At 56.6% G+C, this 19762-nt stretch carries 23 protein-coding genes and 1 tRNA gene; 17 read left to right on the plus strand and 7 right to left on the minus strand.

Annotation, left to right across the window (positions count from 1 at the left end):
- Positions 1 to 81: 81 nt before the first annotated feature.
- Complete coding sequence (locus tag ABEV74_RS04210; protein WP_430143634.1) at positions 82 to 384, minus strand: hypothetical protein; 303 nt, start codon at positions 382 to 384, stop codon at positions 82 to 84.
- Between the two features lie 459 nt (positions 385 to 843).
- On the opposite strand from ABEV74_RS04210, the gene ABEV74_RS04215 reads away from it, so the two are divergent.
- The 3 genes from ABEV74_RS04215 to ABEV74_RS04225 all read left to right on the plus strand — a co-directional run bounded on the left by ABEV74_RS04215 (position 844) and on the right by ABEV74_RS04225 (position 3141).
- Positions 844 to 1416, plus strand: coding sequence for a cupin domain-containing protein (locus ABEV74_RS04215; RefSeq protein WP_430143636.1), 573 nt, complete (start codon positions 844 to 846; stop codon positions 1414 to 1416).
- Between the two features lie 185 nt (positions 1417 to 1601).
- Positions 1602 to 2318, plus strand: a complete 717-nt coding sequence (locus ABEV74_RS04220; RefSeq protein WP_430143638.1) for a uracil-DNA glycosylase — start codon at positions 1602 to 1604, stop codon at positions 2316 to 2318.
- Between the two features lies 1 nt (position 2319).
- Entirely contained in the window at positions 2320 to 3141 is an 822-nt protein-coding gene (locus ABEV74_RS04225) for an SPL family radical SAM protein (protein WP_430143640.1), read from the plus strand.
- On the opposite strand, the gene ABEV74_RS04230 is transcribed toward ABEV74_RS04225, so the two are convergent.
- Positions 3138 to 4052: an S-layer homology domain-containing protein gene (locus ABEV74_RS04230; protein WP_213526659.1), complete on the minus strand. Its 915-nt coding sequence runs from the start codon at positions 4050 to 4052 to the stop codon at positions 3138 to 3140. The two genes, ABEV74_RS04225 and ABEV74_RS04230, sit on opposite strands and share 4 nt — an antisense overlap.
- Before the next feature lie 180 nt (positions 4053 to 4232).
- Between ABEV74_RS04230 and ABEV74_RS04235 the strand changes: the two genes are divergently transcribed.
- From ABEV74_RS04235 to ABEV74_RS04250, 4 genes are all read left to right on the plus strand, one after another.
- A tRNA-Val gene (locus ABEV74_RS04235) sits at positions 4233 to 4308 on the plus strand.
- A 503-nt stretch (positions 4309 to 4811) separates the two neighbouring features.
- A complete protein-coding gene (locus tag ABEV74_RS04240; RefSeq protein ID WP_160327790.1) occupies positions 4812 to 4982 on the plus strand; it encodes a hypothetical protein in 171 nt (56 codons plus the stop codon).
- 48 nt (positions 4983 to 5030) lie between these two features.
- Positions 5031 to 5378 carry a hypothetical protein gene (locus ABEV74_RS04245; protein WP_430143642.1) on the plus strand — a complete coding sequence of 116 codons (348 nt, stop codon included), beginning with the start codon at positions 5031 to 5033 and terminating at the stop codon, positions 5376 to 5378.
- A 378-nt stretch (positions 5379 to 5756) separates the two neighbouring features.
- Positions 5757 to 5969: a DUF3892 domain-containing protein gene (locus ABEV74_RS04250; protein ID WP_430143644.1), complete on the plus strand. Its 213-nt coding sequence runs from the start codon at positions 5757 to 5759 to the stop codon at positions 5967 to 5969.
- 69 nt (positions 5970 to 6038) lie between these two features.
- Here the strand turns inward: ABEV74_RS04250 and ABEV74_RS04255 are convergent, their stop codons facing one another.
- Positions 6039 to 6770 (minus strand): MBL fold metallo-hydrolase, encoded by a 732-nt coding sequence (locus ABEV74_RS04255; protein WP_213526667.1) that lies wholly within the window; start codon positions 6768 to 6770, stop codon positions 6039 to 6041.
- A 193-nt stretch (positions 6771 to 6963) separates the two neighbouring features.
- On the opposite strand from ABEV74_RS04255, the gene ABEV74_RS04260 reads away from it, so the two are divergent.
- From ABEV74_RS04260 to ABEV74_RS04270, 3 genes are all read left to right on the plus strand, one after another.
- On the plus strand, positions 6964 to 7164 hold the full coding sequence (locus ABEV74_RS04260; protein WP_430143645.1) for a hypothetical protein: 201 nt from the start codon (positions 6964 to 6966) through the stop codon (positions 7162 to 7164).
- A 163-nt stretch (positions 7165 to 7327) separates the two neighbouring features.
- A complete protein-coding gene (locus ABEV74_RS04265; RefSeq protein WP_430143647.1) occupies positions 7328 to 7894 on the plus strand; it encodes a stalk domain-containing protein in 567 nt (188 codons plus the stop codon).
- Between the two features lie 110 nt (positions 7895 to 8004).
- A complete protein-coding gene (locus ABEV74_RS04270) occupies positions 8005 to 8337 on the plus strand; it encodes a DUF1292 domain-containing protein (protein ID WP_430143649.1) in 333 nt (110 codons plus the stop codon).
- A 78-nt stretch (positions 8338 to 8415) separates the two neighbouring features.
- Here the strand turns inward: ABEV74_RS04270 and ABEV74_RS04275 are convergent, their stop codons facing one another.
- Both ABEV74_RS04275 and ABEV74_RS04280 read right to left on the minus strand, forming a co-directional pair.
- The gene (locus ABEV74_RS04275; RefSeq protein WP_062492449.1) at positions 8416 to 8841 is read right to left on the minus strand and encodes a DUF1885 family protein; all 426 of its coding nucleotides are present in this window, start codon (positions 8839 to 8841) and stop codon (positions 8416 to 8418) included.
- Between the two features lie 237 nt (positions 8842 to 9078).
- On the minus strand, positions 9079 to 10548 hold the full coding sequence (locus tag ABEV74_RS04280) for an aminotransferase class I/II-fold pyridoxal phosphate-dependent enzyme (RefSeq protein WP_062492451.1): 1470 nt from the start codon (positions 10546 to 10548) through the stop codon (positions 9079 to 9081).
- A gap of 193 nt (positions 10549 to 10741) precedes the next feature.
- Between ABEV74_RS04280 and ABEV74_RS04285 the strand changes: the two genes are divergently transcribed.
- Positions 10742 to 11926: an MFS transporter gene (locus tag ABEV74_RS04285; RefSeq protein ID WP_062492452.1), complete on the plus strand. Its 1185-nt coding sequence runs from the start codon at positions 10742 to 10744 to the stop codon at positions 11924 to 11926.
- 188 nt (positions 11927 to 12114) lie between these two features.
- On the opposite strand, the gene ABEV74_RS04290 is transcribed toward ABEV74_RS04285, so the two are convergent.
- Positions 12115 to 12804, minus strand: coding sequence for a YktB family protein (locus ABEV74_RS04290; RefSeq protein ID WP_213526677.1), 690 nt, complete (start codon positions 12802 to 12804; stop codon positions 12115 to 12117).
- A 249-nt stretch (positions 12805 to 13053) separates the two neighbouring features.
- On the opposite strand from ABEV74_RS04290, the gene ABEV74_RS04295 reads away from it, so the two are divergent.
- The 3 genes from ABEV74_RS04295 (at position 13054) to gndA (ending at position 16918) form a co-directional block, all read left to right on the plus strand.
- Positions 13054 to 13650 carry a hypothetical protein gene (locus ABEV74_RS04295; RefSeq protein ID WP_430143652.1) on the plus strand — a complete coding sequence of 199 codons (597 nt, stop codon included), beginning with the start codon at positions 13054 to 13056 and terminating at the stop codon, positions 13648 to 13650.
- 181 nt (positions 13651 to 13831) lie between these two features.
- Positions 13832 to 15427, plus strand: coding sequence for a gluconokinase (locus ABEV74_RS04300; RefSeq protein ID WP_430143654.1), 1596 nt, complete (start codon positions 13832 to 13834; stop codon positions 15425 to 15427).
- 78 nt (positions 15428 to 15505) lie between these two features.
- Positions 15506 to 16918 (plus strand): NADP-dependent phosphogluconate dehydrogenase, encoded by a 1413-nt coding sequence (gene gndA / locus ABEV74_RS04305; protein WP_062492456.1) that lies wholly within the window; start codon positions 15506 to 15508, stop codon positions 16916 to 16918.
- A 22-nt stretch (positions 16919 to 16940) separates the two neighbouring features.
- Here the strand turns inward: gndA and ABEV74_RS04310 are convergent, their stop codons facing one another.
- Entirely contained in the window at positions 16941 to 17249 is a 309-nt protein-coding gene (locus ABEV74_RS04310) for a hypothetical protein (RefSeq protein ID WP_372447005.1), read from the minus strand.
- A 119-nt stretch (positions 17250 to 17368) separates the two neighbouring features.
- On the opposite strand from ABEV74_RS04310, the gene ABEV74_RS04315 reads away from it, so the two are divergent.
- From ABEV74_RS04315 to ABEV74_RS04325, 3 genes are all read left to right on the plus strand, one after another.
- The gene (locus ABEV74_RS04315; RefSeq protein ID WP_430143656.1) at positions 17369 to 17905 is read left to right on the plus strand and encodes a shikimate kinase; all 537 of its coding nucleotides are present in this window, start codon (positions 17369 to 17371) and stop codon (positions 17903 to 17905) included.
- A 71-nt stretch (positions 17906 to 17976) separates the two neighbouring features.
- A complete protein-coding gene (gene aroA / locus ABEV74_RS04320) occupies positions 17977 to 19278 on the plus strand; it encodes a 3-phosphoshikimate 1-carboxyvinyltransferase (RefSeq protein ID WP_062492458.1) in 1302 nt (433 codons plus the stop codon).
- A 20-nt stretch (positions 19279 to 19298) separates the two neighbouring features.
- Positions 19299 to 19700 (plus strand): CoA-binding protein, encoded by a 402-nt coding sequence (locus tag ABEV74_RS04325; RefSeq protein WP_430143658.1) that lies wholly within the window; start codon positions 19299 to 19301, stop codon positions 19698 to 19700.
- Positions 19701 to 19762 lie beyond the last annotated feature (62 nt).

The following is a 19762-nucleotide window of genomic DNA, read 5'->3' on the forward strand; positions in this document are numbered from 1 at the left end:
CTGCGAAAGTTGAGTTATTAAGCAATTATCACAAGAATATATCGATATTGTTAATCGATTATCACAGCAGGCAGTTGAAAATCAATCGTTTCCTAGCGCTTCATAAAAAATTTTCTTTCGCGTCGCATCAATATGCTCCTCAATGAAATCGTTCGTGTCAAGGTCGGAAAAATCCTTATAGTCTGCAAGCTTGGCACGAGAAGTCATGTGTTGTAAATTGGAAGAAGCTTCTGGTGCATTGGTCTTGGCGTTAACATCGCTTTGAGCACTCAAAATTTTTTTACTATTCGGACGAATCAAGGCGAAATTCTTCAGTAAGGAAGGGATTTTATGAACTACATCATCATTGTTTTGCTTATTGTGAACCTCGGAGTGCTGCTCCATATTAACAGTAAAATTCCTCGCAGAAATTACATCAAAGAAGCAATGGAAAGGGACAGAGATCAGAGAGGACATTAGCAACATAGGGGATCGGGATATGGTAATGTAGAATCTGCATTTTGGATCGTTTCCGAAAAAATGGCGAGGCTAATGGAAGATTGGGGAATCACAGGCTACGAGCTTCAAGAAGTCGCCCATAAAGGGCCAAGTTCGGGGAAAGTTCCTTGTTATTTGCTTGTTCCGATAGAGACACTTCCGGCATGGAGTAGCAAAATGCCTCGTATCTATTTCGTTACAGAAGAGCAAGAGACTGGCTTTTTGATCCTGTTATAATCGTTGAATAATTATTAACTCCATCTGCGTTATATCCCTTTGCCGCCTGCGCGGCGCTGGAGAATGTCAAATCGGTTCGTTGCGGCATACAGTAAATAGACGTTAACCCAAAATGGAGGAACAACCGCAATGATGGACGCTGTTTGGCAAGCGCCGGATGTAACGTTGGCCGCCGATTCCACCCGGGTGCTCAATTACGAGCGCGACCCGCACAATTATATTACCCAGCTGTTTGGAAATCAATTTCCAGCGATCAGGAACGGTATATTCAATGTCCATTTGAGCAAAGGGATTATCGTTCAGCCGCACTGGCATACGAATGTGACCGAAACGGTATTTGTAATCGATGGAGAGGTCGTGACATCGGTTTTCGATCCTTTTACGCAGCGGCCGTTGATTTACCGTTTGAAGCCGGGGCAAGTATCCGTATTTCCGAAAGGCTGGTTTCACTGGATTTTGGCGGTGACCGACCGCGCTCATTTTTTGACCATATTCGATCAACCGACTCCCGATATTGTGTACGGTTCCGATTTCTTGCGTTTCACGCCCAAAGAAGTGATGAACCGGGCCTATTGCGTCAATGAAGACGTCTATGAAAAAGCAGTAGCGCCCATCCGGGAATCCGTCATTCTCGGACCGCCGATCGGATGCGGTCAGCATCAGGTCAACTCCCCGCGGCAGGGCAGGGAACCGCAAGCCTGAAGCGGGCGCCCGATCCGCGAAAACCCCCAAAACAGCCGATCCGGTCCAACGTTTTAGCCGATCCGGTCCAACGTTTTGGCGGGTTCTTTTTCGTTTTCGAGTGAAATTTCTTTAAATGTATACGGCTGCGGATGGAAGACTGGTATAATTAAGTAGGAACGAGAGCAAGACGAGGAGGAATTCCGGTGGGGGCAATTTTTCATAATGATTGGGGACAAATTCTGCATGCGGAGATGGACAAGCCATACTACCGGCAATTGCGCCAGTTTCTGATCGAGCAGTACCGGTCCGTCACCGTTTACCCGCATATGAACGACATTTTTAACGCCCTTCATTATACTTCGTTCGAGCAGACGAGCGTCGTTATTTTGGGTCAGGACCCGTATCACGGACCGAGGCAGGCGCACGGCTTGAGCTTCTCCGTACAGCCCGGCGTGCGGATACCGCCGTCACTGCAAAACATTTACAAAGAACTGCACGACGATCTCGGCTGTCCGATTCCGGATCACGGTTCGCTCGTATCGTGGGCGAAGCAGGGCGTGCTGCTGTTGAACGCCGTGCTGACGGTTCAGGCCGGCATCGCCAATTCGCATCAGGGCAAAGGGTGGGAACGGTTCACGGATCGCGTCATCGCGGCGCTCAACGACCGGGAGTCTCCGGTTGTATTTATTTTGTGGGGACGCCATGCCCAGGAAAAAGCGTCTTTCATCGACAAGCGGCGGCACTGCGTCATCGCTTCGGCGCATCCGAGCCCGTTTGCGGCTCATAAAGGCTTTTTCGGCAGCCGGCCGTTCTCGCGGGCGAACGCGTTTTTGCGCAGTGTCGGAAGGCCGGAGATCGACTGGCGCATTCCGCCGCTTGCGGAGCTGGCTCAGGAGGAGCTGGCTCTGGAGAGGCGCTAAGATGGCTCCGCGCATCCAAATCCGCAAAGCGCCGCAGCGCTGGCTGACGCCTGCAGGGGGCTATTTGAGCGGTTACAGCCATACGTTGAATCCGTATGTCGGTTGCGCGTTCGGCTGCTCGTACTGCTATGTAAGGGAAATGCCTGTCGGGCGGTTTCGGGAAGAGGCATGGGGAAGCTGGGCCGATGTCAAAACGGTCGACGAAAAACGGTTTCGCGCGGAATGGAAGAGGGAGAAAGCGAAGGGGCCGCTTCTTCTGTTCTTCGGTTCGGCGACAGACCCTTACCAGCCTGCCGAGATCCGGCACGAGGTCACGCGCAGCTTGCTGCGCCTGATGGCGGAGGATCCTCCCGAGTTCGTGCTGCTGCAGACGCGCAGTCCGCTTGTCGTAAGGGATACGGAGTTGATCCGCCTGTTCGGGGATCGGATTCGGGTCAGTCTGACGATCGAAACGGACAGCGAGGACGCGCGGAAGCATTTTACGCCTGCGGCGCCGCCGCTGCAAGCGAGATGGCATGCGGCGGAGCAGCTGCGCGCCGCCGGCATTCCCTATCAGCTTGCGGTCAGTCCGCTGCTGCCGCATACGCCGGCATTCGCCGAACGGCTTGCCGCCGCGGCCGGACGCATCGTCGTCGACGATTTTTTCCGGGGCGACGGCAGCATGGGCAAGCGGACGGAGAGGCTCGGACTGCGCGCGAGCTACAGCGCGTTCGGAGAACCTGAGCTGTACGCGCCGGAGACAGCCGACCGGTTTTACAGCCGGCTCGCCGCGCTGATGCCCGCGGGAGCCGTTTTCTTCGGCCAGGAAGGATTTCGGCCTTAAGAAGCGAACCGGACCTTGTACGACGAAGCTACGTAGGTTTCGGCCTTCACTTCCGTAATGACTTGCGGATACATCTGATTCGGGTCCGGTTGTACCGTTTCGACATGAAGGATTGCCGTATCGTTGTCGAACGTAATGGAAGCGATGCGGATGCCGTATCCCGGATGAGGCGCGTCGGCCGTTACCGTTACCCGGTTCACTTCCGGATTAACCGGCGTCAAGCTCAGCTTCAAGTTTTGCAATTGCGGCTGCGGTTCGGGTTCCGGCTTGGGCTGTTCCGCCATTTCTTTCACAAAATCGATCGCGTCATGCAGCCAAGCCGCGGCTTCGCTGCGGGTTATCGCTTTTTGCGGATAAAATTTGCCCGATTTGTCGAGCTGAATGACCTTGATGTTCAGCAATCGCTGGATGCTTGTCATGTAGTCGGGATTGATGTTGTTCTCGTCCTTGATGATGTGGTAAATCTCGGTAAATGCGTAGTCTCCCGTCGTAATCAAAGCCTGATACAGCAAATGGGCGAACTGCTCACGGCTGATGGACGAATGCGGCTTCACGTCTTTCGGGATGTCCAGACCGTTATGGTGCGCGATCACGAAAGCTTTGGCGTACCAGGCTTTGTCGGGAACATGCGTGAAGTAGTCGCTCGCCTTCGGCTCCTTAATGAATTGGATATGGGCCAGGCTCAGCTCCATTCCTTTCACGATCAAAGATACGCCTTCGGCGTAGCTCAGCTTGCCTTTCGGATTGAAGCGGCCGTTTTTCGCACCGTTTACGATTCCTTTGTTTTTCAGCTTTTCGATTTTCGCCGCGTTCGGATCGTGGCCGGTATCCGGAAACGCCGACACCGACTGAAGGGGAAGCAGCAGGATCAGAAACGCGGCGAGCAGTGTGATGACGGATCGTCTTTTCATCAAGTTCACCTCTTTGGATCAAGTTTTTGTTTTGATTCATCACGTTAGACGGCGATCATATGGAATTGGTTGCACCAGCCGGCGCAAAATAGTCCTTTCGACATAGGGGAAAAAATTTTAAAAAAGTTGTTGACTGCACGTTTCATTCCTGATATATTATTACTTGTCTCCGGTAAATATGATCTGTTAGCTCAGCTGGGAGAGCACCATCTTGACAGGGTGGGGGTCAGTGGTTCGAGCCCACTACAGATCACCATATGAAGTGATGAGAAGCCTTGTACATCAAGGCTTCTTTTGTTTTTATCGCACCATGACTACAAGACCGGTGACATCGCTCTTAACCACCATTACGTGATATGAATAATAACCAAAATGTAGGAACAGTGGCGTAAAATGAACGAATTTGGTCCGTGGCAACTCACCCTAGTTTAAACGTGAAGATCGAACTTCTATTGAAGTCGATTTAAATCTAACCGCCGCCCCGATAAGCAGCAATAACGCTCCGATTAAAGTAATGGCTGCAGCCAAGTGGTTTAATTCAGCGACACGATTGGTCATTATAACACCTCCAGTTACACGATTGATCATTATAACACCTTCTGTTAATTATATGTTTTTGGAAAATGGTAGCGATTGGACGAAATGAAAGAAAAATTCGAGGCCCAACCGAAATCCCTTGATCATCAAGGGATTTTTTGTGTCTATTTGCGCTTCCGTTCGAATAAGCTGTACCAAAATGGGAGAACGGGAGGGTGCGGGATGGCGGCTGAATACAGCTACCTGTTCGCTTGGCTGCTCGGTCTGGCGGTCATTCTCGGCGCGGTCATTGTGGCGTTCGCGAAAATGTTAAGCGAAGACAGCGTCGATTACGACGAACGTTACATCTGGCTGCGGAAGCTGCCGGACGATGCATATCGCCGGCGAAAATGAGGCATACTGTTTTCCAAAAGGCTCTCCGCCTGTTTGGGAGGCTGCTCGATGGATTCGAATGGTTCAGACTGGAAAATCGTAGCCGGTTTTATTGCGGCTGCGGTATGCCTCATGCTGCTGCCGGCGGCATTGCCGGGCTGCGATGATCGACGGCATGCCGTGCCGGCAGATGTCCGGGCGGAGCAAAGCGTTCGCGGAAACGTCTACACCGATGAGGTGCGGACCGATGTGTACGGCAAAACCGAACCGCTTCCTCCCGGCTACACGCCTCCGTCGGGACAAGATATGTTCGGAAGTTACGGCGCAGATGATCCGGACCATCCCGCATTATTCCCGTCCGATGAGGAAGACGCCGGCCGTTCTGACAAGAACGGGGAAGCGGAAGCGCTGCCGTAAATCGGCGCACATCGAACAAAGCCCGGCACGATGTATGAAGTGCCCCGGGCTTATATTTATTCGTCCCATTTGCGGGAGTATGCTTTCTTCATGACGAACAGCAGCAGCGCCACCATTGCGATCAGCATGATAAAAGAAATCATATAAACGACCAGCATGATAACCGCCTCCCTTCCCGTTTTTGTCCGGTATTTTTTTCGCGCGCATACGCTCTCCAGCATACCTTATCCGTCCGGCTGCCGACTATCCCGTTCGTGATAGCAATTCCGAATATTTTCTGACAATGAATGCGATACTACAACCGTAAGGCCAATTATGACCGAGGAGGCATGCGACATGACAGATCCGAACGGAACGTAGAGTGCGCGTGAAAGGTTCGTGGCGGTGCAAAAAAACGGGGACGGCGATTTGACCGCATTCAAAACGTCCACCGGCCGGATATTGGATTACGGTCAGGCGCTGCAGGCGGTGAAGGCCGGGGAAATTGCAGGAGTCAACGCGTTCAAGGGCAGAGACGGGGAAACGTACATTCGCGGAGACGCGGACGGCGACCCGACGAACAATTTGGATCAATTGCCGACTTTCGAATAAACTAAATAAAATTCGAATAAATTTCGTTGATTCGGAAAGGCCCGTCGGTCGCGACGGGCCTTTCGCCATTCAGATCGGATAGCGGACATGCGGCTCGACAAACCGCATTCGTCCTGTGCGGCCTTCGAAAGCCTCCTTGTCATCACCGTAATGCATCAGCCATATTTTCTCCTGCAGCCGTTCCGGAAGCGTCAGCAGCTCCGGCAAAGCGGCGTGCACTTCCCCCGGAGGATGAAGCTGGCAGTCGTGGAAGATCGTCCGGATGCCTTCGCGGTCGAGCCGCTCAAGCAGATCGGGGTCGAACCGCATATCCGCCGAATAAAAGAACGTCCCGTTGATGACATAGGAAAAGCTGATTTTGCCGGGGACATGCCGGGTGCGCAGCGGCTTGACGCGCAAACCCGGCAGAAGCTCGCTTTCCTCGCCTTCCTCAAGCGGATAAACGTCAAAATAATGCGTCAGGCTGTCCGCCTCTTCCGATTCCATCCCGCCTTTCAGCGTATGTTCCCATAACGGCGCAACGAGCGGCGCGGGAACGTACAGCACCGGCTTGCGCTTGTATACGTATTTCATCTGGTACGCATATTCCTCCAGCCCCCCGACATGATCGCCGTGAATATGGCTGATCAGCACCGCGTCGATTTCGCCGAAATGACGGCCGAGACGATACAGCGCGGACGGGCATGTTATGCCGCAATCGAGCAGCAGGGTGCGGCTTCCCGTTTCGATCAGCGCGTTGTTGTTATCGTACCGTTTGGCAAACGCGCTGCCGGTGCCGATCATTTGGATATGTACAGCCATTATCTCCACCTCACGAAATTAATTTCCGTTTATGTTCAATGTATCATGCATGACGCCAGGGCGGAAGAAAACTTTTCATAGTACCGCCGCATACGGCACATACGCCTTTATCTTTCCTCGGACATTCCGCATACAATGCAGGGAGCGCGGACAGCGCGGAATTTCGGTTCGTTGAGTAAGGGGAGCGGGAAAGATGAGCAAGGTGAAAATGGCCAAAAGAAACAAAAATGCCGGTTCGGAACGCCGTCAGATGGAAATGAAACTGGTCTTGTGGGAGACATGCGCGGTCTGCAAAACGCCTTGCGAACGCGGACTTCGCTACCTCGATCGAATGCGCCGCGCGGGAGCCGCAGGCAAAGGCGTGCCGTGCATTCTGACCCGAAAATGGGTGTGAACGCCGGCAGGAACATTTCCCCGGCAATCGCAATATGTTGCAAATTGCGACAAATTCGGCTGCTTGACTTTTGCGAAGAAATGCGGGACGGCCCCGCAACTTTGGTATACATGCGGAGTATAACCTTACATCCAGAGAATAACGGATGGAGGTTTTGCATCGCATGAAAGTTCGAAAGCTGCTCATAGTCCTGTTCGTCCTCAGCTTGTGGGGAGGTACGATGGTATTTGCCGATGCGGCGGCTCAGCGGGTGAACATTTTGGTAAACGGAAAAGAAGGCGTAAACAGCGGCGTCATCATCAACGGCCAGACCCTTTTGCCGCTGCGTGAAATAGCCGGCTCGCTGCAGGCGCTGGTCGCGTGGGACAACGATACGAAAAAAGTAATCGTAACGAAACCGAACGTTCATATGTTTCTGTTTCAGGACCAGAAGACGTTCGGCAATGTCGACAAAAATAATCGGTACACGTTTAACGTGTTTGCACAGATTGACAATTTGACGACCCAAATCAGCGCGGTCAAAGTATCGATCTTCAATCCGGCCAATCAGGAGACGGTCATCCAGTCGCAAGATGTAAATCTGAAAGGAAAGGACAACTTCTGGTTCCGGACCGAAAATATCAAGTATCACTTCGAAACGGCAGGCAAATATGCCGTCCGGTTCTTTATGAAAGCTTCGCCCACCGATGAATGGGGGCTTGTATCCGAGAAAATCATCACGGCAGAATAAACCGTTACCAGGCGCCCCTCCGCTGCGGCGGACGAGGGCGCCTTGCGGTTGAACGGCGAACATGATACGATACGAAGGTGCCAATACAATGATGGAAATGGGGAACGCGAATGACCGATCACAAGCATGACAACCAATGCGGATGCGGACACGATCACGACCACGATCACGACCACGATCACGAACATGAAGAGCATGTGTTTCTCGTGGCCGACGACGAAGGTACGGAACGCGAGATGGTAATGGTGTACACGTTCGAATCCGAAAATCAGCTCTATGCGGTGCTGCTCGACCGCAACAATCCGGAAGAAGACGGCGTCATTTTCCGCATAGAGGAAGAGAACGACGAGGCGTATCTTGTCGGCATCGAAGACGATGCGGAATGGGAGCGCGTCACCCGCATTTACGAAGAGATTGCCGAGCAGGAACGGCAAAGTTCCTGAGCAGGCGAAACGGTTAAGCTGAAAAAACATCCCGGTCATTTGTCCAAATGGAAGGGGATGTTTTTTTGTGCGGGTATTTTATTTGCGCGGATTATAGTAGATCGTGCGGCCGTTGAACATCGTAAGCGCGGCTTTGTACTGCTTGGCCAAAAACTTGCACAGCTCGTTCGCTTTCGCCTTGTCGCCGTGCGTGGCGTCGTCCGGCAGTACGACCTGTATGCATGGCCTGGCGGTTTCGCCGTCACCGGCGGCCCGCTCGGAAATGCCGAACACGATGTATCGGTAAAGCGGATCCTTGCCTTTCAAATAAAACCACCGGTCCTCTTCGCCCGGTTTGGTTTCGATGGTGTACGGAAATGCGGCCTCGGCATAATCCCAATTGAGCTGCTGGCCTGTGCGCGCGGTCTGGTCCCGGTAATCCAGCAGCTTCCGCTGCAGTTCCGCGAGCGTAATCCGCTCTGCGGCCGAGCCTTCCACGAATGCAATGTAAGCGCTTTGAGCCAATGATTTCCACCCCCAAACCATCATAGCATGCCGGACTGAGGTTGACAATAAGTGGATGGCAAGCCATGACCCGGCATCGGGAATCGCGGGGAAGCAAGGGGAACAAGGGGACGGGAGCGAAAAGCGGTTTCGCGGGAAAGGCGTCGGAAAACGCGCAAAAGCGCCGCCGAAGCCGCCTGTCGGACAGGCGGCTTCGGCGGCGCAACAATTCGCCGGCCGTTTTATGCCGAAGCGAAGTTAGAAGATCGCTTCTTCTTCCACAATGACCTTGACATATTCGATCGTCCGGTCTTCCGGCCCTTTTACGGGCAGGCCGACTTCGACATGATCGACGATATAATCGATGTTCTGCTGCGAAATGACTTCGCCGGGCAGCAGAATCGGAATGCCGGGCGGATAAACGTAAATAAACTCGGCAATAATTCTGCCGGCCGATTCCCGGAACGGAACGATCTCGGTCTCGGCGTAGAAGGCGTCCCGCGGCGTCAGGGAGAGCTGCGGAATTTCCGGTATTTTCACGACCAGCTCTTTCACTTCGCCGCGATTGTAGAACTCGTCGGACAGCGCCTGCAGCGCACGGATCAGCTTGTCGATCGTGTCCTCGCTGTCCCCCGGCGTGACGAGACAGAGAATGTTGTACATATCGCTCAGCTCGACTTCGATATTGAATCGGTCTCGCAGCCAGTTCTCCGTTTCGTAGCCGGTGATGCCGAGATGGCGGACATGGATCGTCAGCTTGGTCGGATCGAAATCGTATGTCGCTTCGCCGCCGAGCACTTCTTCTCCCATACAGTACAAGCCGGGAATCCGGTTGATCGCCGTCCGCGCTTGATCTGCCAGCCGGATGGCGCGCTCCGCCAGATCATGGCCGTTGATCGCCAGATTGCGTCTGGACGTATCCAGGGAGGCGAGCAGCAGATAGGAAGTGGACGTCGTCGTCAGCATGCTGATAATCGTCTGGACGCGCTGCGGATTGATCCGGCCCTTGCGGACGTTCAGAACGGAGCTTTGCGTCATCGAACCGCCCAGCTTGTGAACGCTGGTGGCCGCCATATCCGCGCCGGCCTGCATGGCGGACATCGGCAGTTTCTCGTGGAAGTGAATCAGCGCACCGTGCGCTTCGTCGACGAGGACGGGAATATCGTAGCTGTGGACAAGCTCGACGATTTCCCGCAGATTGGCGCAGATGCCGAAATACGTCGGGTTGATGACGAGCACCGCTTTGGCGTCCGGATGGCGCTCGAGCGCCCGGCGGACCGAACGGGTCGTAATGCCGTGATCGATGCCGAGGTTCGCATCTCGTGCGGGCGAAATAAAGACCGGTCGCGCGCCGGCGAAAATGATGGCGGACATGACCGATTTATGCACATTGCGCGGGACGATAATTTTGTCGCCGGGCGAACAGACGGTCAGAATCATCGTCATGATGGCTCCGCTCGTGCCCTGTACAGAGAAGAAGGTGTAATCGGCGCCGAACGCGTCCGCCGCCAGCTTCTGGGCTTCTTCGATGACGCCGGTCGGCTGGTGCAGGTCGTCGAGCGGAGCGATATTGATCAGGTCGATGGACAGCGCATTGTCACCGACAAATCGGCGGAATTCCTCGTCGCTGCCCACCCCTTTTTTATGTCCGGGTATATGGAATTGCACCGGATCGCGTTCCGCATGCCGGCGCAGCGCGCTGAAGAGCGGGGTGCGGTTGTGGTCCATCGCTTTTTTTCGTCCCTGCCTTTCGTTTCGAAGGAATCGCTATTGAAATCAAACAAGGATGAGTATAGCAAAAACGAAGGGGATTGCAAGCTGCATTTTTGCCGAAAATGATAGTAGACTTTTTGTTCCCGAATTGTTCATAACCGGAAGGCTGTCCGTTGTGGTACGATAAGGGGTATTGGAGGGAATCTGGATGAAAGATAAGCGATTGCTGATCGTCATGGCGATGATCGTCACGACTTTTATCGGCTTCGGCATTATTATTCCGGTCATGCCGGAGATTATTAAGGAAGCCGACCCGGCGCTGGCGGAAACGCATACCGGATTGATGCTGGCCATCTATTCGGCCGTGTCGTTCATTCTGTCGCCGGTGTGGGGAGGGTTGTCCGACCGGATCGGCCGCCGAAAAGTCATCCTGACGGGCGTGCTCGGCTTCGCGGCCAGCTTCCTGCTGTTCGGCCTCGCTTCGGGCAATCTCGCGCTCATGTATGCGTCGCGGGTGCTCGGCGGGTTGTTCTCCGGCGCCGTGACATCGGTCATCGTCGCATATGTGGCCGATATTACGCCGCCCGAACAGCGGACCAAAGGGATGGGGCTCGTCGGCATGTCGATCGGCCTCGGGTTTACGGTCGGTCCCGGTTTCGGCGGACTGCTCAGCCTCGTTTCGCATGAGACTCCTTTCTTTGCCGCCGCCGCGCTGGCGATGGTGACGTTCTTCCTGGCGCTCGGGAAATTGACGGAATCGCTTCCGCCCGAAGCCCGCAAGCAGGCGCCGCAGCGAAGGCAGTCGCGCTGGACCGCTTTCACCGGTCCGCTCAAATATTTGTACGTGCTGGCGTTTTTCGTGTCGTTCTCGCTTGCCGGACTGGAAGCGACGCTGCAGTTTTTCGGCATTCGCCGATTCGATGTGACACCGCTTGAGGTTGGCGTCATGTTTTTCGTCTGCGGAATCGTCGGCGCGCTCATTCAGGGCGGCGTCGTCCGCCGCATGGTCCGCAAAGGTGAGGAGCCGAAATATATCGCGGCCGGGCTCGTCATATCGGCGATAGGCTTCTTTATGCTGCTTGCCGCCCACAGCCTCTGGTACGCGACGCTGTCGCTCGCCGTTTTCGGCGTCGGCAATGCGCTGATTCGCCCCTGCGTCACGTCCCTCATTACGCAGAAGACGACCGTCGGACAAGGGGTCGCTTCCGGTCTCAGCTCGTCGATGGACAGCCTTGGCCGCATCACCGGACCGCTGGCGGGCGCCTTGTTGTTCCGGATCGATCTGCTGCTGCCTTATTTGCTGGGCGGCGTCATTTCATTGGCCGCTCTCCTGCTGCTGCTTCGTTTCCGGACGCTCGACCGGAGCGAGATTCAGAGGGCGCACAGCGTCTGATCGCGGCACCGCCTTCACAGCTTCGCAGCCGCTTGCTGTACCGAAAAATCCGCCTCGCTTTCGCCTGACCGGGCGTAAGCGAGGCGGATTTTCTTTTTCTTCGCCGATAAGCGAGAAGCTTTTTACGCTTGGGAGGCAAATTCGCGGGAATATTTGCCCGATCGGCGAATACGATTTTTTACACAGCTTTACACGGCGCTGCCGGCGCTTCGGGCCATGCGGTACAGCGGAAGCAGCGTCTCGAACGTTTGCTCTGCGAGTCCGATCAGCGCTTCGCCGTCGCGAAGCCGCTCGTCGCCGCGCCGGATCTCGATGCCGCACAGGACTTCGGCCGCCTTCACGCTGGCGAGACGCTCGAACAGGCGGGCGAGGCCGCCGTCGTTCTTCATTTCGCCGTGAGGCGTACTTTGCGCAACCGTATGGTCGCCCGACCAGACGTAATGATCCGGGATCGCGCGGGCGATATCGGCAAGCGATGCGAGCGCCCGTCTGGCGAAAGCGGCTTTGTCCGGGGCTTCGTATATGACGGCGAACTGGATAAACAGATGCGATTCGAACAGACCGATCTGAAAATGCGGCAAAGCTTTATATCCCCGCTTGTTCGCAGAGAAAGCGACCCATGTATCGTTCGGCGGATGAACGGTCCGGCGGGCGTGCTTGGCGACATGGGGGAACATTTCTTCCCCGCACATGGCGGACAGGGCCGGAGCCAGCCTCTCGCCGAGCAGCGTCAGCTTCGGCCGCACGCGTTCGATCAGGGCGCTCATGCGCGCCTCCAGTCCCGGAATGGCGAATACGTCGAAATCGGCCGCCGCAAAGCCGTCGAACCGGCGAAGAGTACCGGCCGCATGAGCGGCTGGCGCCGATGGGGTCGTCATAGGTCAACACTCCTTGGTCGTCGTTAGTCTTTTCCATTATAGCATAGCTCGTCCGTCTGTCCGGTATCCGCGAACAGCACAGCCCGTCCGATCGTCCGGTTTCCGCGCCAGCATCGCAAAAAACGGCTTGCCCAACCTTTTAAAAATAGTCAATAAACCAAGTTGCCAGAACATAAAATGAAGTATAAGATAGGAGTATAGAAAAATTGTCAGAACATTTCGTCAAAAATTGTGCAAGGAGGGATTGCCGTGAACAGGAGCTACGAAGTGGAATACTGCAATCTGGAACTGCGATTCGACCGCCGGCAAATCCAAAATCTGATCCGGGATTTGATCCAAGAAGGTTATTCCTTGTATTGGAGCGAGTCAGAGGCGCAATTCCTCATATCGGTACGCACAGGACGAAAACTGGTAAAGCTGAGGTTTCAGAAGCTTTTGAACTGCTACAAAATCGTGGGGGATTACGTGATCAAGGACGAGAAGCTCGCGGAATTGATCGAGAAACTGATCAACGACACAAGAGGTCATGCGGTAGTAAAACGGATTAAAGACCGCCAGATCGTCATCGAAAATATTATGTTTGGCGAAATTATTCGGCTTGTGGAGGTGTCGGGAATGGAGCATCGCATTATCTATCAGAAAAAGCCGTTTGTAACACTGGACGAAATTACCAGGGCGTATCAGTCGACGAGAGCGGAGGAGCGGGCGGCCGTTCTCCGTTACGAGCTGGATTACGAACTGGTGACGTTGTACGAAGCGCTGCAGGAAGGCAGGGAGGAAGACGCGGCGGCATCCAAGGAACGTCTGGCGTCGCTCCGGGTGGAAATGCTTCAGCTGGAATTGTAAGAAGGGGGAAGCGGCGCCGCATTCGGCGGCGACGGATTGTTCGGTTTGGGGGGGCGTCTTGCCGGCATTCGGCGAGCCGCCCCTTAAGCTTTACATCTTCGAAACGTATAGCTAGAATGAAGGAAGATTGCTTCAATGATCGAGTGCGATCATCCATTCGCTTGCGTTAAGGAGATACTGCATGACATCAGGATCAGATTTTGCCAAGCGGCCGGCCATTATGGCGGTCGATCTCGGAACGACGAGCGCCAAAGCCGTAGCCGTATCCGTCCGCTCGCTTACGGAGGGGGGAGCCGGCGGCTCCGTGCTCGCCAAGGCGGAGCGGGACTATCCGCTGCTCGTGCTTTCTCCCGGCTATGCCGAACAGGAGCCGGAGCGGATCCGTTCCGCAGCGGAAGGCGCCGTGCGCGAGGCGCTGGCGCTGGCCGGCCTAACGGCCGGGGATATTGCCGCCGTTGCCTTCAGCTCGGCCATGCATGCGCTGATCGCCGTAGACGCGGCCGGCGACCCGCTGACGCCCTGCATCACCTGGGCCGATCAACGGGCGGCCGCAATGGCCCGGCGTCTGCGCGAGACCGGGCATGCTTCGCGGCTGGCGCAGCGCACCGGCGTGCCGGTTCATGCGATGACTCCGCTCTGCAAGCTGATGTGGCTGCGCGAGCGGGAACCGGAGCTATTTGCCGCCGCCGCGGCGTTCGTCGGCATTCGCGAATACGTGTTTGCACGGTGGTGCGGCGGGCCGTATCTGTCGGACGAATCGGTGGCGGGCGGCACCGGTCTCTATAATGTACATACGGGCGCTTGGGATCCGGAAGCGCTGGCGCTGGCCGGCATCGGCGAGGAGCGGCTTCCTGCGCTCGTCCCGTCGTCCTTCGCGGCGCCGGGGGGGCTGCTGCCGGGACCGGCGGCGGCGATGGGGCTTGCCGCCGGCACGCCGGTCGTCATCGGCGGCGCGGACGGCGTCCTGGCCAATCTCGGCGCGGGCGCTGTCGAGCCCGGCGTTGCCGCCGTCACGGTCGGCACGAGCGGCGCAGTCCGCGTCGCGCTGCCGCGTCCGGCGGCCGATGCGGCAGGCCGCCTGTTCTGCTACCCGGCCGGCGGCGGCCTGTGGATCGCCGGCGGGCCGGTCAACAGCGGCGGCGTCGTGCTCCGCTGGCTGCGGGACAAGCTCGTTCCCGCAGACGCGCAGGCCGCTGTCGCCGCCGGCGAAGACCCTTACGAGCGCCTCGTCTCTCTGGCGCTCGAGGTGCCGCCGGGTGCGGACGGCCTGCTCTGCCTGCCGCACCTGGCGGGGGAGCGCGCGCCGCATTGGGACGAGGACGCGCGCGGCGTCTTTGTCGGCCTGTCGCTCGGGCACGACAGGCGGCACATGATCCGCGCAGCCCTCGAAGGCATCGTCTTCGGGCTGCGCGCCGTGGCGGAAGCGGTGGCCGAGCTTGGCGGGCCGATCCGCGAAATTCGCGCCTCGGGCGGATTTTTCCGCTCGGCGCCGCTGCGCCAGCTGACGGCCGATATGATCGGCTGCCCCGTGGCGATGGCGGACACGAGCGACGCTTCGGCCCTCGGCGCGGCGCGCTTCGCCCTTGAAGCGCTCGGCCTTCAGGCGGGACCCGCGCCCGGCATTGCCGAGCTGCGGCACCCGGACGCGGGCGCGTCGGCCGTCTACAACCGGCTCTATCCCGTATACCGGTCGCTGTACGGCAGCCTGGCAGCGGCGTTTGCCGACATCGCATCGTTCCAGCGGGACTGGCAAATGCGGGACGTTTCGACAAAGTAGTTTTCACGGTACGCCAAAAGAAGTACAATATAAAGTATTGCGGTAAATAAACTCAGAAGATCGAAGGTGGAAGAAACTATGGCAAAACAGCAGATCGGCGTCATCGGGCTGGCCGTTATGGGCAGAAATTTGGCGCTTAACATTGAAAGCAAAGGGTTTACCGTATCGGTCTACAACCGTTCGCGGGAAAAAACCGACGATTTGATGAAAGAGGCGGCCGGCAAAAATATCGTGCCGACGTACAGCATCGAGGAATTCGTGGCGTCGCTGGAAACGCCGCGCAAAATTTTGATCATGGTGCAAGCCGGAGCGGGCACCGACGCCACGATCGAAGCGCTTGTCCCCCATCTGGACAAAGGGGATATTATCATAGACGGCGGCAACGCTTATTTCCCGGACACCCAGCGCCGCAGCCGCGAGCTCGAGGCGAAAGGACTGCGTTTCATCGGTACGGGCGTATCGGGCGGCGAAGAAGGCGCGCTCAAAGGGCCGGCGATTATGCCGGGCGGTCAGGAATCGGCCTACAAGCTGGTCGAGCCGATCTTGACGGCCATTTCCGCCAAAGTAAACGGCGATCCTTGCTGCACGTACATCGGTCCGGACGGCGCCGGCCATTATGTGAAAATGGTGCATAACGGAATCGAATACGGCGACATGCAGCTGATCTGCGAAGCTTACCATCTGCTGACCTCGGTGCTCGGGCTGACGACCGAGGAGCTGCACGAGACGTTCTCGGAATGGAATCGCGGCGAGCTGGACAGCTATCTGATCGAAATTACGGCCGACATTTTCTCCAAGTACGATCCGGAAACGAACAAGCCGATGGTCGACGTCATTCTCGACTCGGCCGGCCAGAAAGGAACCGGCAAGTGGACAAGCCAGAGCGCGCTCGATCTTGGCGTGCCGCTCTCGATCATTACCGAATCGGTATTCTCGCGCTTCATCTCGGCGCTTAAGGAAGAGCGCGTAGCGGCGAGCAAGCTGCTGAAAGGTCCGCAAACCGCTCCGTTCCAGGGCGACAAGAAGGCGTTTATCGAAGCGGTCCGCAAAGCGCTGTTCGCGAGCAAAATTTGCTCCTATGCGCAAGGCTTCGCTCAAATGCGGGCGGCGTCGGAAGAGTACGGATGGAATTTGCGCTACGGCGACATCGCGATGATTTTCCGCGGCGGCTGTATTATCCGCGCCCGCTTCCTGCAGAACATCAAGGAAGCGTACGACCGCGATCCGCAGCTGCGCAATCTGCTGCTCGATCCTTATTTCAAGGAAATCGTCGAGTCGTACCAGGGGGCATGGCGCGAAGTGGTGGCGACAGCCGTTCAGTACGGCATTCCGGTGCCCGGGTTCGCAAGCGCCCTTTCCTATTTCGACAGCTACCGCACGGAGCGGCTCCCTGCCAACCTGTTGCAGGCGCAGCGTGACTATTTCGGCGCCCATACGTTCAAACGGGTGGATAAAGAAGGGGTATTCCATTTCAACTGGCTCGAATCCTGAGCAGGCGGAAACAGCCGGCCGTTCAAGCGAGCGGCTGCTCGAAATCGCGCACCGCTTCGGCGAGCAGAAGCCGGAGCCGGTCGATCTCCTGCTCGTTTCCGGGCCTGCGGTGGATGAGCAGCATCGCCGCCTCGGCGAACAACCGGTAATTCCTGAGCAAGCGTGGCTGCGGCAGATCCAATAACGCCGGATCTTCCCCGGCCACCTTTTTTTTAATATAATCGAGCACCCAGACGACATCGTCCCGGCAGAGCGGATAGTCGGGGGCGAGCAAGCGGTCGAGACGCAGCCTGACAGGGTAGGACGATGACGGTTCGGACAAGGGGACCACTCCCAATCTTTGGATAGACGACTTAGTATTATCCTTACGGAGCATAAACTTTTTTATACCGTTTCCCAATAAAAATGGTATGCTAAGACAAATAACAACTATAAAAGGGTGCAGCAGTTTTGGATCGAACATTGCTTGACAAACCGATCGTGCTGATCGGGTTTATGGGGACCGGCAAATCGACCGTGTGCCGGCTGCTTGCCGAGCGGCTCGGCTGGTCCTGGAAAGATACCGACGAGGAAATCGAGCGGCGGGAAGGACGGTCGATTCCCGATATTTTCGCCGAATCGGGCGAACCGGCGTTTCGGGCGATCGAAACCCAAGTGCTTGCGGATTTGCTCGATACGCCGAAAATCGTACTGGCAACAGGCGGAGGCGCGGTGCTGGCCGAAGCGAACCGGCAGGCCATGCTGGAGAAAGGCTATGTTGTAGCGCTCAAGGCGGAGCGGGAGCAAATCGTGAGCCGGGTGCGCAACGATCCGAACCGTCCGCTGCTGCAAGGGGATGTGGAAGGCAATGTGGCGCGGCTGCTCGCCGCACGCCAAAATGCCTACGATTTTGCCCATTTGACGGTCGATACGACCCATCTGAGCGCGGAAGCGGTCGTCGAACGGATTGCGGCCGCCCGTCTGGAGGCGGCGGGGAACGCCCCATGAACACGGCCTCGTGAACGCTTCATGAAACGGCAGAACAAACGTATAACGCATATAAAGGAGAACGAAACGGTATGGACGTAATCGTAACGCCGACGCCCCGTCTGCGGGGAGACATTCAGGCGCTCTCATCGAAAAATTATACGACGCGTTATTTGCTGGCGGCAGCGCTTGCGGACGGAACGAGCACGATTTATTATCCGGCGCACAGCGAGGACAGCGACGCGATGCGCCGCTGCGTCCGCGATCTGGGCGCCGTTCTGGAAGAAGACGGAGAGAAAATTGTTATCACCGGCTTCGGCGGGAAGCCGAAGGACGTTCGGGAGCTTGATGTCGGCAATGCGGGCGCCGTTCTGCGCTTCCTGATGGCTATTGCCTCATTATGCCCGAACGTGACGTTTGTGAACCGTTATCCCGAGTCGCTCGGCAAGCGGCCGCATGACGATTTGATCGACGCGCTCGAACAGATGGGGGTCGAGATCGACCACAACGGCGGCAAGCTGCCGATTACGATTCGCGGCGGCAAGCCGAGAAGCGGCCGCATTCGCGTATCGGGCAGCGTCAGTTCGCAATATTTGAGCGCATTGCTCTTTTTGACGCCGCTTCTCGAAGGAGACAGCGAAATCGAAGTCGTCGGCGACTTGAAATCGAAGGTCGTCGTCGGCCAGACGCTCGAGGTGCTGGAACAGGCCGGCATCGTCATCGAAGCGAGCGAGGATCTGATGCGCTACCGCGTGCCGGGCGGCCAATCGTACGCGGCCAAAACGTATACGGTGCAAGGCGATTATCCGGGTTCGGCAGCCGTGCTCGCCGCGGCGGCGGTCACGGAATCCGACGTGACGATTCGCGGCCTCGTCGAAAACAGCAAGCAGGGCGAGCGCGCGATTATCGATGTGCTGCGCATGATGGAAGTGCCGCTGACGCATCATAATGCGGTCGTGAACGTTCGGGGCAACGGCAAGCTGAAAGCCGTCGAATTCGACGGCGACACCGCAACCGATGCGGTGCTGGCGATGGTGGCGGCGGCCGTCTTTGCGGAAGGAACGTCGCGCTTTTACAATGTCGAAAATTTGCGCTACAAGGAATGCGACCGCATCACCGATTACTTGAACGAGCTGCGCAAGGCGGGAGCCGATGTCGAGGAGCGCCAAAGCGAAATTATCGTTCACGGCAAGCCGGAAGGCGTCGAGGGCGGCGTGGAAATCGACGCGCATTACGATCACCGCGTCATTATGGCGCTGACGGTCGTAGGGTTGCGCGCCCGGCGGCCGATCGTCATTCGGGACGCGCATCATGTCGCCAAATCGTACCCGATTTATTTCGACCATCTGCGGGCGCTGGGCGCCCAAGTGGAATGGGTAAAAGTCGAGTCCTGACCTAAGGAGGGAGCAAACGTATGGCATTCGAAAATCCGTCGAGAGAGCAAATCCGCAACATTTTGCTGGAGTCGTCCGTCATCGCCGTCGTCGGCTTGTCGGATAAGCCGGAGCGGACATCGTACGCCGTATCGGAAGCGATGCAGCGCAAAGGGTACCGGATCGTCCCGGTCAATCCGAATGCGACCGAAATTCTCGGGGAAAAGAGCTATCCGACGCTGAAAGATATTCCATTCCCGGTCGATATCGTCAACGTCTTCCGGCGCAGCGAATTTACGCCGCCCGTGGCGGAAGAAGCGGTCGCGATCGGCGCCAAGACGCTGTGGCTGCAGCTCGGCATTTATAACGAGGAAGCGGCGAACATCGCTTCCGCCGGCGGGCTCAACGTCATCATGGACCGGTGCATCAAAGTGGAAATCTAAATTACATAAGTGTTGCTTATAAAAAAACCCCGTAATCACGGGGTTTTTTCTTGCTCCTCAGG

It is taken from the genome of Paenibacillus cisolokensis, from assembly GCF_050481165.1.
Classification (GTDB): Bacteria; Bacillota; Bacilli; order Paenibacillales; family Paenibacillaceae; genus Paenibacillus_AH; species Paenibacillus_AH cisolokensis.

Coding starts and splice junctions, on each gene's coding strand:
- ABEV74_RS04210 (WP_430143634.1), bottom strand. CDS start 384: ATGGAGCAGCACTCCGAGGTTCACAATAAGCAAAACAATGATGATGTA.
- ABEV74_RS04215 (WP_430143636.1), top strand. CDS start 844: ATGATGGACGCTGTTTGGCAAGCGCCGGATGTAACGTTGGCCGCCGAT.
- ABEV74_RS04225 (WP_430143640.1), top strand. CDS start 2,320: ATGGCTCCGCGCATCCAAATCCGCAAAGCGCCGCAGCGCTGGCTGACG.
- ABEV74_RS04230 (WP_213526659.1), bottom strand. CDS start 4,052: ATGAAAAGACGATCCGTCATCACACTGCTCGCCGCGTTTCTGATCCTG.
- ABEV74_RS04240 (WP_160327790.1), top strand. CDS start 4,812: ATGGCGGCTGAATACAGCTACCTGTTCGCTTGGCTGCTCGGTCTGGCG.
- ABEV74_RS04245 (WP_430143642.1), top strand. CDS start 5,031: ATGGATTCGAATGGTTCAGACTGGAAAATCGTAGCCGGTTTTATTGCG.
- ABEV74_RS04255 (WP_213526667.1), bottom strand. CDS start 6,770: ATGGCTGTACATATCCAAATGATCGGCACCGGCAGCGCGTTTGCCAAA.
- ABEV74_RS04260 (WP_430143645.1), top strand. CDS start 6,964: ATGAGCAAGGTGAAAATGGCCAAAAGAAACAAAAATGCCGGTTCGGAA.
- ABEV74_RS04265 (WP_430143647.1), top strand. CDS start 7,328: ATGAAAGTTCGAAAGCTGCTCATAGTCCTGTTCGTCCTCAGCTTGTGG.
- ABEV74_RS04270 (WP_430143649.1), top strand. CDS start 8,005: ATGACCGATCACAAGCATGACAACCAATGCGGATGCGGACACGATCAC.
- ABEV74_RS04280 (WP_062492451.1), bottom strand. CDS start 10,548: ATGGACCACAACCGCACCCCGCTCTTCAGCGCGCTGCGCCGGCATGCG.
- ABEV74_RS04285 (WP_062492452.1), top strand. CDS start 10,742: ATGAAAGATAAGCGATTGCTGATCGTCATGGCGATGATCGTCACGACT.
- ABEV74_RS04290 (WP_213526677.1), bottom strand. CDS start 12,804: ATGACGACCCCATCGGCGCCAGCCGCTCATGCGGCCGGTACTCTTCGC.
- ABEV74_RS04300 (WP_430143654.1), top strand. CDS start 13,832: ATGACATCAGGATCAGATTTTGCCAAGCGGCCGGCCATTATGGCGGTC.
- gndA (WP_062492456.1), top strand. CDS start 15,506: ATGGCAAAACAGCAGATCGGCGTCATCGGGCTGGCCGTTATGGGCAGA.
- aroA (WP_062492458.1), top strand. CDS start 17,977: ATGGACGTAATCGTAACGCCGACGCCCCGTCTGCGGGGAGACATTCAG.
- ABEV74_RS04325 (WP_430143658.1), top strand. CDS start 19,299: ATGGCATTCGAAAATCCGTCGAGAGAGCAAATCCGCAACATTTTGCTG.